The organism is Pseudomonas sp. GQ91, from assembly GCF_059758795.1.
On the sequence record NZ_JCAXED010000001.1, the window covers coordinates 1 to 18,270 of the forward strand.

Here is an 18,270-nt window from a genome sequence, read left to right on the forward strand (position 1 = left end):
GGCGGCGGCGCCGGCACCGTCGAGGCGATCCATGTTGGCTTCGGTGGCGTGGCCGGCGTTGGCGCCCTTGATCACCGCTGCACCGGTGTCTTCGTTATCGACTTCATCCCAACTCAGCATTGAAAATACTCCTTCCTGGTCTGTCCTGACGGTGGCTGACTACTCGTCGTCCCGTTCAAAAAATATGCGGTTTGCAGGCTTCAAGGCATTGAAATGCTGCGCATAGTGTGGGCGGCATCAAGGACTCTTGCACACTATGTAGTGGTGATTTATTGGTGTCGGCACACTATATGGTGTTTGATTGGGGTGGTCAACGCGCAGAAAACACGCAGTCATTGATGTTGATGAGGCGTTCAAGGGCATGAATAAAGCGCCGATCCGTGCCGACAGGCTCTGATCGGCGGCGTCTGACTGACATTCAGCACAGGGAGTGTTAGCGTTTCGACCTTCTTTGATTCGTACAAGGGGCGGCGGTCTTGATAACACTCGACGATCATATTCAGGGCTTTTCTCGCTCGCCTCTGGCGCTCTGGAGCGATCTGGCACCCTGGGCCCTGGTTACCCAGGCACCGGCGATTGTGCGCCAGATGCTCACCAGGCTGCCCGCCGCCGATTATGCGATCCACGACGAAATTGCTATCCATCACACGGCAGTGGTCGAAGACGGCGCGGTGCTCAAGGGCCCGCTGATCATCGGCGCCCATTGTTTTATTGCGGCTGGAGCCTATCTGCGAGGGGGTTGCTGGCTGGACCAGCAGTGCATTATCGGCCCCGGCGCGGAACTGAAAACCTCCTTTATCTTCAGCGGCAGCAAGCTGGCTCACTTCAACTTTGTCGGTGACTCGGTGCTGGGACACGGGGTCAACCTCGAAGCGGGCAGCATCATCGCCAACTATCGCAACGAACGGGCCGACAAGGAGGTACAGGTGCGCCTCGACGGCCGTTTACAGCGCACCGGTTGCGAGAAATTCGGCGCGCTGCTGGGGGACCAATGCCGGATCGGCGCCAACGCGGTATTGGCGCCGGGCGCTGTACTCAAGCCCGGCAGCGTGGTGCGGCGTGGGCAGGTGTTCGATTGCGAAACCCAGGACGCTTGACCGTCAGCGATAAACTGCACCGCTCCTGATAAGGCGTCGATTGCAAAAGAACGTGGTATGCCGGCGGGATATTAAATAGAATGAATCTCATTTGAGACTCGCTCGCGCCGCGCAGGGTTCGCTTGTATGACTGATGCCGTATTGCCAACGCCCGCCACAGAACCGAGCCTCCACACGCTGTACCGCGATCACCGCAGTTGGTTGGAAAGCTGGCTGCGGCGGCGGCTGGGCAACGCCTGGGACGCCGCCGACCTTAGCCAGGACACGTTTTTGCGGGTCTTGGCCAGCGCCCAGCCGATTGCTCAATTGCAGGAACCACGGGCTTATCTGGTGACGGTGGGCAAGCGTTTGCTGGTCAATTTTCACCAGCGTCGCAGCCTCGAGCAGGCTTACCTGAATGCCTTGGCGCGCTTGCCGGAAGACTGCGTGCCGTCTCCCGAGCAACGCTGGTTGTTGCTGGAAACCCTGCAGGCCTTGGATGAATTGCTCGATGGATTGCCGCCGGCGGTACGTCGAGCGTTTCTCTGGAGCCAGTTGGAAGGTCTGGGGTATCGGGAGATTGCCGAGCGGCTCAAGGTTTCCGAGCGCACGGTCAAGCGTTACATGGCCCAGGCCTATGAACATTGTCTGTTGGTGGAACTGTGAGCCGTACCGCACCGGATGTCGCACGGGCGGCGGCGCAGTGGTTGGCGCTGTTCGAATCCGGTGGCGCCACCGAGCATGATCACGCCGGCTTGCAGCAATGGCGCGACAGTCATCCGCAACACGAACAGGCCTGGCAAAAAGCGCAGATGTTGCGCCAGCGTTTTGCCGATTTGCCATCCTCCCTGGCGTTGGCCAGTCTTGATCGGCCGCCACCCGGCCGCCGTGCGGTACTCAAGCGCGCCCTCGGCGTGGCGGCATTGGTTCCGGCGGCGTGGTGGCTCGGCCGCCAGTTGCCCCTGGACGTCTGGCGCGCCGACCTGCATACCGCCACGGGCCAGCGTAAACAGGTGCCGCTGGCCGATGGCAGTCAGCTGCAACTGAACACCGCCAGCGCGGTGGACGTGGACCTGGGGCGCCGCCGCATTGGTTTGCTGGAGGGCGAGTTGGCGCTGACCGTGCCAGGCGCGGCGGCGCTGACCGTGCACACGCGCTTTGGCCAGGTCGTTGTCAGCCAGGCCGAAGTCTGCGTGCGTCAGTTCGCCAATGCCTGCCTGGCATCAGTACTCACCGGCAGCGTGCGGGTGAGCGACGCGCGCGGACAAGCCACCACGCTCGGTGCTGGACAACAAGCGCGTTTGCAGCGTGCGGGGCTCGGTGCTCCGACGCCGTTCGATACTTTTCAGTTGGGTTGGCGCGACGGTGTATTGACGGCCAGGGACCAGCCGCTGGGCGATTTCTTGCGCGAGTTGGAACGCTACCGCCCGGGCGTCCTGCGCTGGGATCCGAGCCTGGAAACCTTGCGCGTTACCGGCAGTTATCGCCTGGAAGACACTGATCGCATCCTCCACCTGCTGGCCTCGACCCTGGCACTGGAGGTGCATTCGCGCACGCGGTATTGGGTGACATTGACGCCGCACAAAAAACTGGCCTGACTGTGTAGGAGCGAGCTTGCTCGCGAAAAACCTTAACGATAACGCGTGCATTCAGGATAAACGCGGCGCCTCGAATTCTTCGCGAGCAAGCTCGCTCCTAGAGTATTCGTCTGAGGGCTGTCCCTTTTTTTCGTTTCGCCTGTCATCCAAGGCAAGTGAACGAAAACAGAGAGCCCTTTAATGCCCGTCGTCCCGCCATCGCTGCTGCGTTTGAGTCTGCTGCTGAGCCTGAGTGCCAGCCCGTTGTGTATGCCTCTGAGTTGGGCCGGGGACGCGGCCCGGCGCAGTTATGAGGTGCCGGCTGGCAGCCTGGACAGCGCCTTGACGCGGTTTGCCGGTTTGGCCGGGGTCAACCTGTCGGTGGACCCGGCGTTGGTCAGCGGCCTGCGCAGTCGCGGCATTTCCGGTGAGTTTGCCGTCGAGGAAGGGTTTGCGCGCCTGCTGCAGGGCTCGGGCCTGCAATTGCAGGCGGTGGGGGATCGCGCCTACACCCTGATTCCCGCTGCGCAAAGTGACACGCTCCAGTTGCCGGCGACCTCGATTCTCGGGGCCAGCACCACGCCGCTCACCGAAACCTATGCCGGTGACCAAGTCACGCGCAAAGGCGCCCAAGGCTTGCTGGGGGAGGGCGACTTCATGGACACGCCGTTCAATCTCACCTCCTACACCGCCAACGCGGTGAAGAACCTTCAGGCCCGCACCCTCGGTGAAATGGTTGCCAGTGATCCGTCGGTACGTATCACCAACCCGGCGGGAGGGCGTTTCGAGCAGTTTTCCGTGCGCGGCTTCAGCCTGTTTAACAGTGACGTGTCTTACGGTGGCCTGTATGGCGTGCTACCGACGTATGCCATCGACATGGAAATGGTCGAACGGGTCGATATCCTCAAGGGGCCTGGTGCGTTGCTCGGTGGTATCGCACCGCGCGGCAGTGTCGGCGGCGGCATCAATATCGAACCCAAGCGCGCAGCAGATGCGCCGCTGACCGAGTTCACCGGCAGCTATGCCTCGGCCGGTCAGTTCGGCGGGGCGGTGGACATTGGTCGGCGTTTCGGTGATGAACAGCAGTTTGGCGTGCGTTTCAACGGCGTGAAGCAGTCCGGCGATACCGAGTGGGATCACCAGTCAGTCGATCGGGAGATGAGCGTGATCGGCCTGGACTTTCGCAAGGAGCGCGTGCGCCTGTCCCTCGACCTGGGACGTCAGGAGCGCACGGCCGACGCTCCGCAGGAACGCGTAGAAGTCGCCAAGGGCAGTGTGATGCCCAAGGCTCGCGATATCCGTGACCACTTCGCCCAGTCCTGGACTTATTCCCATACCAAGGACACCTTTGGTGCGGTTCGCGGTGAGTTCGATGTCAGCGATTCGTTGATGATCTACGCCGCCGCAGGGGCGCGCAAAGGCAACTATGACTTCCTGCGGCATGGTGTACAGGCGACCCAGAGCAATGGCGACTTCACGGTGGTGCCACGCAGTTTTCGTCGTGATGAAGACGTCAAGACCGTCACGCTCGGCGCACGCAGCTGGTTCGACACCGGGGCGGTAGGCCACACGATCAACGTCAGTCTCAACCGTTTCAATATGGATTTCGACAACGCAGGCGAGCGCTACACCCCGGGCCGGAGCAACCTCTACAACCCGGTGGAGTTACCGCACCCGGGCCAGGCCGTGCGCTGGGACACCAGCACCCACACCGAGAACCGCTTCACCAGCCTGGCGCTGGCGGACACCCTGAGCTTTCTGGATGAGCGTGTGTTGCTGACGCTCGGCGCACGCGTGCAAAAGGTCCAGGTGACGTCCTGGAGCAACGGTGTCAAAGACCAGCCGGCGTACGACGAACAAGCCACGTCGCCGGCCGTGGGGCTGGTGGTGAAAGTCACCGATCAGCTGTCTCTGTACACCAACTACATGGAAGGCCTGAGCCAGGGTGAAACCGCGCCCTCGAGCGGGGTACGTAACGAAAATGCGATTTTCCCGCCGACCAAAAGCAAGCAGGTGGAAGTCGGCGCCAAATACGACCTGGGCAGCTTCGGCATGAGCGCCAGTGTGTTCCAGATCAAACAACCGGCCTATGGCATCGACGCCGAGGGCTTCTTCACCGCCAATGGCGAGTTGCGCAACCAGGGGCTGGAGTTGAACCTGTTCGGGGAGCCCACCCAAGGCCTGCGTTTGCTCGGCGGTGTGATGCTGCTCGACAGCGAGCAGACCCAGACAGCCCAAGGCCTGACGGATGGCAAGCGCGGCACCGGCGCGCCAGTGGCCAACGTCAACCTCGGTGCCGAATGGGACATCGAGCATCTGCAAGGCTTGACCCTGACTGCCCGCGCCATCCACACCGGTGCACAGTACCTGGACGCCGCCAACCAGCAGAAAATCGACGGTTGGGAACGCTACGACCTGGGCGCACGTTACAGCTTCAAGCTGGACGAAAAGCCGGTGACCCTGCGCGCCACCGTGGAGAACGTACTGGACACCCCCTATTGGGCCTCGGCGGCCACGTCCAGTGACAGCGCTCCAGGCCTGACCCTGTCGACGCCGCGCACCTGGCTGGTCTCGGCCACCATCGGCTTTTGATCACGGCCAGTGCGGCGAGCTGATCGTTGCCCGACTGTGGCAACGATCGGCACGCGCCGCGATCATTCAGCAGTTGAGCAAGCTGCGTTGCATGCGCGCAATGCCTTCTTCGAGCATCGCCCTCGGACAGCCGAAGTTCAAGCGCACGAACTGTTGGCTGTCGTCAGCGAATTCCAGGCCGGCACTCAAGCCGACCTTGGCCTGTTCGAGGAAAAATTGCTGCGGGTCACTCAGCCCCAGTGCGCTGCAATCCAGCCACGCCAGGTAGGTGCCTTGAGGGGCATGCATCACCACGCCCGGCAAGCGTTTTTGCACTGCATCCACCAGGTAGTCGCGATTGTCTTGCAGGTACGCGACCAGCGCTTGCAGCCACGCGCCGCATTGACTGTAGGCGGCCCAGGTGGCTTCCAGGCCGAGTGGGCTGACGCTGTCGACCATGCCACGGCGTGCCTTGTTGAAGCGTTCGCGAATAGCGGCGTCCTGGACCACGGCAAAGCAGGTTTTCAAACCCGCGACGTTATAGGCCTTGCTCGCCGACATCAGGGTAATGGTGCGCCGCGCAATCTCCGGACTCAGGGATGCGGTGGGGATGTGGCGGCGGCCATCAAAACACAGCTCGGCGTGAATTTCATCGGAGATGATCAGTGCGCCGTGCTCCAGGCACGCGGTGGCGACGGCGAGCAATTCTTCACGGGGGAACACCTTGCCGATCGGATTGTGAGGATTGCTCAGCAGCAGGGCGCCCGCACCCTCCAATGCCTGGCGCAAGGCTGGCAGGGGCGTCAGGTATTCGCCTTGATTGCTCAGTTCAAACGGGACCTCGATCTTCGGCAAATCCCAGTTGCCCGCCGCGTGGCGCAAGGGTGCATAGTTGGGCGTTTGCAATACCACCGACTGGCCCGGCCTGACAAAGGCGTTCAAGGCCATGTTGAAGCCCGGTTCCACCCCGGGCAGGAACAGCAATTCATCGGGTTGCACGCGCCAGGCGTACTTGTGCCAAAGATCGGCAACAATCGCCTCGCGCACTTGCGCGCGGGCCACGCTGTAACCGAGCATCCGTTGGTCCAGGCGCTGGTGCAGCGCCTCAAGGATCGCGGGTGGCGCAGCGATGTCCATGTCGGCAATCCACATCGGCAGAACGTCTTCGGGGTAGCGACTCCACTTGGTGCTGCCGGTACCGAAACGCGGGTGAATCGTATCGAAATCAAAGCTCATGAGGGCGCTCGTGTCAGGAAGGCTGGCGACAAATGAGGCTGATTCTAACCGCATACCACTGCCACGCCAGCGCTGATTATCAAGCGGCCCGAGACGCCCTCAGCAACGCTCGGGATTTATTCGAGGTGCCCGAGTTGAGATTAAACTGCCGCCGTGCTGTGTTGCGCGCTGAATGTCAGTTGTTCTATAAGCGCTCTCAACGCCGCGTCTTTCTCATCAATCACCGCCTGTAATGCGTCAAAGTACTCATCCGATTGAACGTCCGGATGCAGGCGTTTTACTTCCGCTGTCTTTTGCTGTGCATCGGAATCGATCGCCTCGAATTGCGTGCTGTATTTGTTCTTCAGGAATCTGTGCCAAAACGAGCGGCTTAAAATATACGTCTGCAATACTGGGCTCTTGCGCAATTTTTCCAACTCGGTTTGCGCCAGTTCTATATCGCCTTTTATGTTTGGGTCATAGCGTTCGACCAGCGATTCAAATAACATTTTGTCAGGCTGCAGCGGCAGGTTGAACGCTTTTTTCAACTTGACCCGGTAATACAGCACTACTTCAATCGTGTCGACCGAGGAATTCTGCTGCAGTAACTGGTAGGCTTTACGTTCCGCCAAGCGATCCACTTTGCTCAGGAAAAACAAGCCTTCTGCCAGTCTCAGCAGCTCTTTCTCTGCGGCATTTTGATCGGCCAGCACTGAAGTGGCTGAAATCTGCCCCAAGACTTCAAGCTTGTTAAACATCAGGATTGCGCCGTCTCCGCACGTGCCTTCGCCATAGGCTTTTTTGTACACCTCTGCGCGCAATTCGGTAGAGCGCGCAATAGCCAGCAGCAGACGCCTGACGCGCTGAGTCAAGGCGATTCTGGATTCACTGCTGTGTGTGTAGTCGGCTGACCAGGTCAAATCGTTCAGCAGCCTCAGCAGATCACTTGATGACGGGGTTGCCGCTTCTTCTATCCTGAGATTGAACCACGTGTGGCGCCAATCATTGATCTCGGTTATCGGGATGCCTGACAACCAGCTCTCCACCGGATTATCAGCCCTCGCCTGGTGAGTCGTGCCCGGCAGGCGTCCACCCAGCTCGAAGCTATCGACACGCCGAAACTCAGCCAGCCTCGAGAGGCTGATCGCATTGAACGGGTTACCATGCAAATAGGTGGCACGATTGGTTCGCATCATATCGGCGTTGTTGAACAAGGAGGTCGGGATACTCTGGAGCTGGTTTTCTCGCAAATCCAAATGTTGCAAACGCGTTTGCGTCTCTGCGCCGATCGGCCAATGTTGGATGCCCGTGGCGCGTAAGTTCAGATGAGTCAAATGCGCCAGGGGACGAATGTCGGGCGTGACGCTAAGGGGGTTACCTTGCAACACCAGATATTCCAGATGGCTCAGCCCCATCACTCTATTCATACTCGCCTGATCGATAGGGATGCCGCCGTCCGCCAAGTCCAGATACCTCAATTCGCGCATGTCGGCAATGGACGTGGGGATACGGCTGAGGTGTGCATGGTCAATGGTCAGGACTTTTAACTTACTGAACAGTCGCAAAAAGTTTTCATAGTCTTCAGTACGATCGACTTGACGTGTTTCGGGATGCGAGGGGCGCGAAATTTCAAGGCTCGCAATATGATTGAAGTCGCCACTCAGAAACGTCGGAATTTCAGCATATTGAGTGCATTCCAAGCGCAGGATGTAACCCAGCTCGGCACCGCTGTCATCGAAGAACAATTCAGTCTCGCGACGCCAGGCCTTGAGAATTTCCTGTTTCATGCGGACCCGATCGTTTCGAGTAAATATTGTCCTTGGTCCTTCGGCCGAATCCCGCCAGGCGTTGAGCTGTGCGACCAGCGTGTCATATTCAACCCTTCTGCGCTCCAGCTCGACAATCAGTTGAGGTCCGGACAGATTGAGTGAGCGTACAAAGCTATTGGCTTGCTCGATACTGAAGCTGGGGTACAGTGCCATGGCTTTCTGAAGTTGCTCGCTGGGGTGGACCCAATTCGCGACGCGGGAGAAAAAACCTCGGATGGATGAGGGGTAGGCGATGAATGATATATCCACCTTCATGGGTGGAGATAACCATTCAGGCAATACCTTTTTGCCGAGCACGGCTTTTGAAATATCACGTTTTTCAGCGGCGTTTGTTACCAGCGCTTGCTTGAGCTCAGGCAGGTCTTCTTTGCTGTTGACCTTCATGGCCGTTCGTTCAGCGGGATTTAATAGCGTCCATACGGATTCCAGCAAGTTATCGCCTTGTGTGGGCAACTGATTCAATATTTCACCTTGCTCGTTGCAAGCAAAGTAGTGACTGCCTTTTTTCAGCAGGATTTTACGCTGGTCGCTGTGTGTATTCCCGACACTTAGAAGGGGCGTTTCAGTGACGCTATTTTCAAATACGTCCAACCGTGTATCCACAGGCCAGCCGGGCTGGGAGACCACCTCATGCAATAACAAGTGGGTGCTTTCCGCACTCGCCAGCGTGTCTTTATAGAGCCCTTCCAGCGCCCGATTGAGTTCCACTTCTTTCTGCACCCACTCGATGTGTTCTGCGACCCTGAAAGGCACAACCCCTTCTTTCAAGGTTTGCCGTTCTAGCTGAGTGGATTGTTTGAGCATGCACTCGATCACACTGACGGGCAGCTGCGGGTACTTTGCGGCGAGGGCTGAAATGTCCGGGTCATGGCTGAACTCCCGCTGCCGGTAAAGCCGTTCGAAAAGTTTGAGTTTTGTGCTTTCAACCGTGTCGGCGATTTTTCTGGCCAACTTCACGATTTGCTGCTCGATTGTCAGGCCGGTTTCGCCCAACACGTTTTCCATATGCTGGGCGTTCGAACGCTCGACGATCAATGTCAAGAAATCAGGGCCATCCATCTCTTCGCGGGTCAGACTGATAGTGGAAAAGGGGGCACTTTCTGATCCACCGTACGTACCCACGACGCGCCCCTGAGCGTCAACTATGTTCAATTGGGCGTCAGCAAAAAAATCCTTGAGGTTGGTCAAACCCCACAACTGAATATTTGAATCCTGTTGCGTGCCGCTCGGGTAGTAACGCATCTGTTCGATAAATACATCAATGTCGTCCAGCACCTTGAAGCGCTTGCAGGTATCGAGCAGGTACACCGGCGCGGTCACATTGTTTCTGTGTACATAGCGCAAGGCGCTGGCCCGGACTCCGGTGATCGCCAGAACGTGGCTGATGACCTCGTTGGAAAAGTTATAAAGCTGATTGCTCAAGCGGCGGAACAGTTTTGTCACTGGCCACACCAGCGGCTCCTCTGTCACACGACGCCATGCGCCTGCCGAGTTATGTTCCAGGACCGGCTGGTTTTCCTGCTCGCCTCTCGGGTGTTTTAACGTGAAGCGTTTTTCAGCAGTATCGTATTCGATCTGAAATATGCGCCCATCCAGTGGCAGGTATTGCTTGCCGTCAACCTGGTAAATACCCAGGGCATCGGGCCTGAGTCCGGCGGGCAGAATCACATTACTCTCATAGGCCAATAACGGCGCCTGATCCAAGTGTGATTCGCCACTGGGTAAACGTTGGGCCGAAGCGGCGTTACCCAATGTGGTTCGCAAGCCGCTGATATCAGCCGGACTGCCCATGCCCATCAACGTCCGTTCTTCGGGAGTCAGGACGTCGCTGATTGCCAGATAAAAACTATCGGTATTATCAGGCACCGCTTGCAGGGTTGAAGAGTGAGGCGGGGCCACTTGATAACGCTCGTCACCTAAATGCTCGAGGACGATCGTTCGATCATCCGCGCCTATCCGCTGATACGGCTTATACAAGTCTTCCTGTGAGCGCTGGGTAATGATCAGCGACCTGTCCAATTTGATATCCAACTGTTGTGCAGCAAAGGTTCTGGCCCAGAGGTCATACTCCTGATTGTAACGACGTGGATGATAGATGCTATCAATGGCTCGGTTGACTTGCTCTGTTTCCAGATACTTCTGCGCCAGGCTGAAATACTGGTTCGGCAATTTAAGTTGTTGGCGCAGCGCAGTGCTGTCCGCCTCGGAGAGAGGGTGATTGCGTAATATCTCGCGCGCACCCACCTCAGACAAACCGCTGAAAAACATTCTGAAGCTATTCAATGTCTGGCTGAACGGGCTGTTGTCGACAGCGCGTTGGTTGGGCAGGAATTTTCCGCTCTCGCTATTAATCGCCCAGGGGTGATCCCGGGTCAAACCTTCGAGGTTATATAGCGTCTCGCGCAGGGTTATTCGCTCGGCTCTGGCGAGTGTCGCAATGTGCTCGCGTATCACCGCAATCCGAGCACTTTCGCTGCGGTTTTTATTATCTTCGCGGCCTAACAATGAGGATTCGGGCAGTTGTCTCAATATGACTCGGAACAACGGGTCGCTTGTGGTTTCCCTCAGGCCGCGGTCATCCAATGCTGTATAAGTGCCATCCGCCTGACGCTTGATACTCACCACCGTAGGCAATCCGTGTATATCGCCCTTGCGGGTGTACGATTCAATCAAGCCGCCATCGGCATCCCACACATTCAAGGTGGAGTGATCGGGCCAACTGTCCAGTTGCGTTAACAGACCGAATACCACTTCATGCATCAGATGCGGCATCTGATCCTGCTGAGTGAAGTCGTCGGTCAAATGCTCGATGACCTTGTCGATGTGCAACCGGCGCACTCCCTCCAGCAGATGCGCCGGCGCCGGCTGGCCGTCCCACACCTTTTTCAGGACATCATGTGTGATACCGGTACTTTTCAGCATTTTGGTGAGTTGGGTGCGGGAGAATGGCTTTGAATTGGCCGGCAGCATTCGCTGCAACAGATCAATGTCGGATAACGTGTGGATGTTCTCGACCAGCAGATGCCAGCGTTGCACGTTTACATCAAACGCCACGCAGGGACAGTAGAGAGCAGGGTTTGACGCGACCAGGGTGAACGCTTTGCGCTTGTCGTCATACACCACTTGTACGGCAACCTGTTGCTCCTGCGTACTGAGTTTTACGTACGAGTATTCACCCACTTGATAAATGCCTTGATCATTCGGGGTAAGGCCATCAAGTAATAACACGTCAACTTTTTCATAGGGTTCGATGGTCGGCGTCCACAATTCTTGTTGACCGTCCTCGCGCATGACCCGTTGCGGTTTATCCAGCTTATGCCACAGCTCCCTCATGCGCTGGCTGTGCAAGCGACTGGCTGTCAGTGACAAACGCAAGCTGATGACCAAGTCCAGGCAATCCGCCAACGCAGAGGCAAGCTCCGCGTGCTGGCCTTTGGTAAGTGCAACGCTACCACTGACCAAGCTATAACCCAGAGAGCCGAATAGGGCGGTCTGCATAATGCGGTTCAAACCCAAGACGCCGCCTGGTAGAGGTAACGTCAATAGCTCAAGGACTTCCCCGCCGACTTGAATGGCATGGTTTTTGAACGCATTCCAGTCGGCCTCCGAGCGCGTACTGGCGAGTAAACTCAATGCTTCACGATAGCGGCCTGCCTGGTGGGTGGAGACCACGGCGGCAAGGTTTGGCGAACGCGATTCCAGGGGTTGCCCGGTAATACGCATGCGCTCGAAGCTCTGGTCGGTGAACGCGTAACGAACGGGTTCGTATTGCATGGCTTGAGCCAGCAAGAACCGTTGCGGGTCTTGCGTCTTTGGTACGCTGCGCAGTTTTTCAAACGCCGACAACTGAGCCGGCGAGAGCTGGCTCGTAAACCAGCCCATGTCTTCCTGTTGATAGCTTTGCTTGAGCAGCGCCTTGAAGGCTTGCAGGGACTCAGCGAAAGAGTGGTGTAGAATAAATGCCCCGCCACGGCGCTGCGGGAAATAGCTTAAATGCGTGCTCTCATCGGCTAGCTGGACAAGGAACAGTGGATAGTACGAGCCGCCTCCCGCGGCATTTGACGTTAGAATGATCTGTGCCTGACCCTGCTCAAGGGCTTTTTTATATCGGCCGTACAGCGGTTCTGTAAGACCGCTATTGCTTGAATCCCTGAGTGCTTCAAGTAATTCAAATTTGATGCATACCTTCGCGGCATCCTCTATCAGGGTACGCAACGTGCCTCCCGCACTCAGCGATGCTTCGATTTCACGTTTCAGCTGTTGTCCCAGGTCCAACTCCCGCGAAATACGAATGAACGTCTTGATTGACAAATGTTCTGCGTTTTCACCCCCCAGGGTACTGGCCGTTTCATAGCTGAACCCCGTCACGTCTGCATACGAAGTGGTGTAACCAAAGTTAAGACAGGCTGCACGCCACACACTCATCGTGCTGACATGCAATTTGAATCTTGATTCGTCCAATGCTCTGCGGCGGCGCCCAATACCCAGGTTTTTTTTGGTCACGGCCCACAGCGAAGGACGCTCGATAACTTCCCCGTAACGGGTCGATATGAACATTTTTTCGGGGTCCAAGGTTAGACCGGTGGCGGTCTTGAGCGCTTCGATCAAACGCGCCAGACCCTGTTTTTTGAAGGTGTTTGTAATTCGAGCACTTTCGTTCTCGACGTCTTTCAGGGCCTTCACTGCCGCGCGTTCAAGTACCACATATTCGCGCTGTTGCGCATCGCTGAGCATGGCAAAATTTTTGCGAACTTGTGACTGAAGGTGACGCAGCGCTTCTTGCATTTGCCAGGTTTCGGATGAAAGCAGAAGTTGGGTTGAAGGATTAAACAGCGTTGAATTTTCCGACATGATGTACTGCTCGAGAGAGTGAAAGCACTAACCTCGCAGTTATATACCCACTCTGTGCGTTACATAGATGCTGTCACCCGCTGCCGACACGGTTCGATATTCAATAAGCGATCACCGCTTCATGCAGACCTGGAACGTACAAAAAATGACAGGTAATGGGTTTCGCGATGTCGTAACTATCTATGGGCGCGGGTTTCAGGGGCTGCGATAGGTTAGGGGTTTACCTCTTGATATCGAAATAAACCATGAGCTTACGAAAACCGCTTCCTCAATTTGACGCACGCGACCTTTCCCGCAGTGATCTTGATCCCCTTGAATTAACCCTCAGCCATCTGCCCAAGTGGTTGTTGGACGCTGAACCTCAGCTGATTGACGCGCTGAAGTCATCAATGGCCCTCAGTCATGAGTATCACGTCAAGGTCGGAAAGCAGTTTGGCGAGTTAGAAAGTGTCGAGCAATATTGCGCTCCGTTATTGTCTGCCGAACTGGAGCGTCGTTTCCCGGGCGCACTTGATGTCCATCATGATTACGTGTCGTTAGTGCATGTGCATATCGACGGTTATGAACCGCTGTTTTCAAGGTTGCACAAACACTTGACCCATGCCGAACCAAAAACCTTGCTCTGGGCGGCGTTGCAAAACTTCTCGGCTGATGAAACGCTTGAGGGCGGCATGCACCCCCAAAGCGCTATTCTTAAAGACGCACAGCCTGATCGGCCAAGCCCGGTACGACCTTATGAATTTGCCGCAGCCTGTCGCGCGCTGGATTTAGGGCTCAAGTATCAGCTTTATTTACAGCAATTCCTCGGCGTGGCGACCCCAGAGGCCGTCACGCTGAGCGCGGATCAATCGACGACGCATGAAAACCTGCAGCGCCTCAAGACCTATGACATGCAGGTGGACGCGCACATTGCTTTTCTGAGTAAAAAAATCAGTGAGCCGGTTTATAAAACGCTGATTGCCTTATTGGTTCCCGACTCAGGATCTGGGATCAAAGGGACTGTGTACCTGGAAGGTAAACCCCTCGTTATAAGTACGTTGTCGATACTGGACACTCGGGTTGACGGCAGCATTGTGTTTTCCTCCGATACCGTACTGATGCATCCGGACAATCGGGTAATTCTCTACATCCCCAATGATCCGAAGACGCCGTTTTGTGAGTACGCTTCACTGGCGCAGATGACCGCTGAATTAAGGCGGCGTTTATTGGATCCGACGTACCTGGGGTTTTTTACACGCTTTATTGCGCTCGACGCCAAACCGGCGTTTCTCCAGCGTGTCAGCGAGAAGCCCGAGCATCTCTTTCTTACCACGTCAGTAACGGACCTGGCGCCCGCACAGTATCTGGTGTCGGTGCAGCTCAAAAACATGTTTGCAGACGCCCGACAATTAGCGGTACCCACGGGCGTGCTGGATGCGGCAGAACGTGAGCGGCGCTGGCAGCTGTATAAAAATGTCGGATTGGCGCTGGTGAATGTCGCCGCGCTGTTTGTACCCGAACTGGGTGCGCTGATGCTGGCGGTGGCCGCCGTGAAGATGCTCGGGGAAGTGTTTGAAGGTGTCGAAAGTTGGGCTCATGGTGACATCGATCATGCGCGCGAACACTTTCTGAATGTGGCTAAAGATATTGCGCTCACGGCAGCGGTCGCGGTAGGCGGCGTTGTACTGCAAAAAGCCGTCATTCGCTTGAGTCAGACCAGCAAGGCTTTTTTAGAGGAGTTCGAGCCTGTTCTGCGGGAAGACGGTAGCGCACGGTTGTGGAACAAAAACCTTGAACCTTATGAAGCCAGCCCAAGTCCCGGGCCGTCGCACGAACCGGATGCTCGGGGCATCATCACCGTTGATGGCAAACGCTATGTCGAAGTGGACGGAAAAACCTATCAAGTGAGGTTTGATCAGGCGCTTAAACAATGGCGCACGGTTCATCCCAACCGTATCACCGCGTTCCAGCCTGCGTTGCTGCATAACCAACAAGGTGCTTGGCAGCATGCCCATGAATGGCCTTTGGAGTGGCAAGGCAGTTCGACCTTGATAGGGCGCTTGGGGCGAGATGTCTCCAAGCTTGAACCGCGGGCGCTAACCTGCGCGCAAAAGCTGACTGATACCTCCGACAATGTGATGCGACGTGTGCACCTTGAACATTCGGCGCCGCCGTTGTTGTTACGCGACACGCTTGAGCGATTTGTGATCGATCGAAAAATAAGCCGTTTCATCAGCCATATGAGAGCAGGTCTGCATAACGATCCTGAAACCGCAGAACTGCAACTCAGGCTGCTCCCGTCGTTGCCGCGATGGCCACGGGGCAAAGGGTTGCAGGTGAGGGCGCGGGCGTCGCAGAACATCAGCCACTACGGTCATGAGCAATGGGCTACCACCTCCCGCATTGAGCTGCCCGAGACTGTACTCAAACAAGGTCGAGTACTTGAAAGCGTTCTTGAGAAACTTTCTGCGGAGCAGCGTCAGGTGCTGCTGGCTACAGAGGATGGCACCAACGACGCCGTATTATTGTACGCACTGGTTCGAATGCTCGGTGACCAAGCCCAGCAACAACGATGGCAGTTGTTCGAAGGGTTATATGAGCGTTTTAACCTGTCCTCCATGGAGGAAACACACGCGCTGGAACGTACCTTTCCCGGGTTGCCAAAAAGAGTTGCACAAAGCCTGGCCGAGACCGCCAATGAGCAGGAGTTGCTATCGCTTCGTGCTGCCAAGGTGCCGTTGACCCTCGCCGAGCATGCGCGCTTGCACCTCCATGATGTGCGGCTCAATCGCGCCTTCGAAGGTTTTTACCTGCAGAGCCTGGATAACCCCGACACCTTGACACTCACGCGACATTTTTCGCTCCGACTGCCCGGGTGGCCCGCTGATCTGCAGTTGGAGGTGCGTGAACACTCGGTCGTGGGCAACGTGCTGTGTCGCTGGGGTGATGCAAGCTCAAGTCATCCGCAGGTGCTGGTGAAAACAGCGCACCGCTATCGTCGCTATCAGGCCGAAGATCAGCTGTACCGCGCCGTGCCTGGGAGCGAAGCGGGTCTGTTTGAAGCGCTACTGTCAGCGTTGCCCGCGGTGCAATCGCCGTTGTCAGCGGATGTAGAGAGCTTTACTGAAGCGCTGGCTGAAATAGCCCTCAAAGACCGGGATGAATGCGCACGCGTGCTGGGCATGCAACGCCTCAACCGGGGTTTCAGGGCGCCGAGCCGCATGCCTGACGGTCGAGTGGGTTACCCCTTATGCGGATTGAGCTCTATCAGATATCAACGCGGATTGCAGCGACGGGTAAGGGTCTTATACCCGGGTTTTACCGATGAGCAGGTGGTGGAATACCTCGACGCTTTGGTCGAGCGCGGGCTCGATCCATTGAGTGTCATCCGCGGGCGTAAGCGCGAACGTAGAGCCTTGGTGGAAAGTTTGCAGGATTGGTTAGACGCAACAATGATAGAAATGCCCCTCGCAGATACAGTCTATGACTATGCAGAAGGTCGGTTTGAAATGGGTCACGTGATCTTGCAGGCCTGGCAGCGCAATCCCGAGCACATCCCGTGGGCAACGGGTGAGGAGGTCTACGGCCTGAACCTTGATGGGTTACGCGTGGGTAATTTACCGGTGTTGCCGGCGAATATCCGCCTGAGTCACATTCATGAATTGAGTTTGAGCAACCTGAATTGCAGGGATACAGCCGACAACTTCTTGAGTCATTTCCCCAGCCTGACCAAGCTTGAGATGGATAACAATCGGATGACGCATCTGCCTCATCAACTCAGTCAAATGCCGAGCCTGCGTCGATTGTCGATGGCGCGTAACTTGTTGCACCTCAAGAGCGAAGACATCAAGGTGATCAATCAGCTCGGCGAGCTCGAAACGCTCAACTTGAACGACAACTTGATCGGGCCTTTGCTGGACCTGAGTTTACTGCCCAAGTTACGTCGGGTGTCACTGCGACGTACCTTGATCGAAGAATGGCCACCCGGATTGATTACTCGCCCCTTACTGCAAAGTGCCGACTTGCGTGATAACGCAATTGTGGAGATTCCGGAACAGATTTTTCAGGCACCCACATCGCTCAGTTTTAATATCACCCTGTCGGGAAATCCGTTGTCAGCTGCCAGTCGTTTACGTCTTGCGCGCTCAATCCTGCAAGGCGGTAGCAGCATGGGTATACGCAGCGAAGAACTCCTGACGCAAGCCGCGGCCTTTGAATTCTGGACAGGGGGAGTCACCGGTTCTGAAGCAAGGCAGCGCGAACTCCTGTGGAATCAATTGCAGGCCGATCCCACCGCGGATGATTTTTTTGTGGTGTTAAGCCGACTGACCGTCACCGCCGATGCTCAAAGCGTGCGCCAGGATTTGAGTCGTCGTGTGTGGGAAATGATTGAGTCGGCGACGCAAAGCAGCACCCTGCGCCAGGATTTATTCGACCTTGCCGCCTCGCCCCGTAGCTGCACCGACAGCGTAGCGCTTACGTTCAGTGCATTGGAGGTTCAAGTCGAGCTGGCCCGCGTCACGGCACACAGTTCGCCGGGCAAAGACGAGCTGATCAAGCTGATCAACCTGGCCAGACGCTTGTTCCGGTTGGATCAAGCGCAAAAAATAGCGGCTGAGCATTACAGTGCCAGCCTGGAAAGCGGCGGTCCCGCCCTTGACGAATTGGAAGTGCACCTGGCGTATCGAGTCGGCCTTGCGCAAACCCTCGACTTGCCGGGGCAGCCCTGGAGCATGCAGTTCAAGTCGTTGGCCGGTGTGTCTCCAGCAGATTTGAAGGTGGCCAAAAGTCGCGTCGAAATGGCGGAAAATTCGCCCGAGTTACAGCGCTATGTCAGTACCCGGGACTTTTGGCGTGATTATGTGGCAAGCGCGCACAAGGCTGAACTCAACACGCGCACCGGCCCTTTTTACGAGGAGCTGAATGGCTTGCTGAGACGTTCTCCAGATATGTCCAGCGAGCGTTATTTAAATGAAGCCAGCGGTGTGCGCAGGCGTATGGAGGAGGCTATCGATCAGTGGTATCTGGAAAAAACCAGTACTTATCTTCCAGGCACTTTGCCGCTTGCGTAGGCGCTGGCAGTCAAGCAAATAGCGACCACTCATGTAGGGGCGGGCTTGCCCGCGAAAAACGTTAACGATAACGCGTGTTACCTAGATAAACGTGGCGCCT

7 protein-coding genes are annotated in these 18,270 nt (G+C 56.7%); 5 read left to right on the forward strand and 2 right to left on the reverse strand.

The features are described 5' to 3' along the window. The first annotated feature begins 476 nt into the window (after positions 1 to 476). The 4 genes from AC6CIA_RS00005 to AC6CIA_RS00020 all read left to right on the forward strand — a co-directional run bounded on the left by AC6CIA_RS00005 (position 477) and on the right by AC6CIA_RS00020 (position 5,245). On the forward strand, positions 477 to 1,097 hold the full coding sequence (locus AC6CIA_RS00005) for an LbetaH domain-containing protein (RefSeq protein ID WP_498310049.1): 621 nt from the start codon (positions 477 to 479) through the stop codon (positions 1,095 to 1,097). 126 nt (positions 1,098 to 1,223) lie between these two features. Further along, entirely contained in the window at positions 1,224 to 1,742 is a 519-nt protein-coding gene (locus AC6CIA_RS00010) for a sigma-70 family RNA polymerase sigma factor (protein ID WP_498310050.1), read from the forward strand. After that, the gene (locus tag AC6CIA_RS00015) at positions 1,739 to 2,674 is read left to right on the forward strand and encodes a FecR domain-containing protein (RefSeq protein WP_498310051.1); all 936 of its coding nucleotides are present in this window, start codon (positions 1,739 to 1,741) and stop codon (positions 2,672 to 2,674) included. The genes AC6CIA_RS00010 and AC6CIA_RS00015 overlap by 4 nt, the downstream gene beginning before the upstream one ends. Before the next feature lie 180 nt (positions 2,675 to 2,854). Next, on the forward strand, positions 2,855 to 5,245 hold the full coding sequence (locus tag AC6CIA_RS00020; protein ID WP_498310052.1) for a TonB-dependent siderophore receptor: 2,391 nt from the start codon (positions 2,855 to 2,857) through the stop codon (positions 5,243 to 5,245). Positions 5,246 to 5,311: 66 nt separating this feature from the next. On the opposite strand, the gene AC6CIA_RS00025 is transcribed toward AC6CIA_RS00020, so the two are convergent. Next, entirely contained in the window at positions 5,312 to 6,460 is a 1,149-nt protein-coding gene (locus tag AC6CIA_RS00025; protein ID WP_498310053.1) for a MalY/PatB family protein, read from the reverse strand. Between the two features lie 140 nt (positions 6,461 to 6,600). Continuing rightward, entirely contained in the window at positions 6,601 to 13,119 is a 6,519-nt protein-coding gene (locus AC6CIA_RS00030) for an NEL-type E3 ubiquitin ligase domain-containing protein (protein WP_498310054.1), read from the reverse strand. Between the two features lie 245 nt (positions 13,120 to 13,364). On the opposite strand from AC6CIA_RS00030, the gene AC6CIA_RS00035 reads away from it, so the two are divergent. Continuing rightward, the gene (locus AC6CIA_RS00035; RefSeq protein WP_498310055.1) at positions 13,365 to 18,170 is read left to right on the forward strand and encodes an NEL-type E3 ubiquitin ligase domain-containing protein; all 4,806 of its coding nucleotides are present in this window, start codon (positions 13,365 to 13,367) and stop codon (positions 18,168 to 18,170) included. Positions 18,171 to 18,270 lie beyond the last annotated feature (100 nt).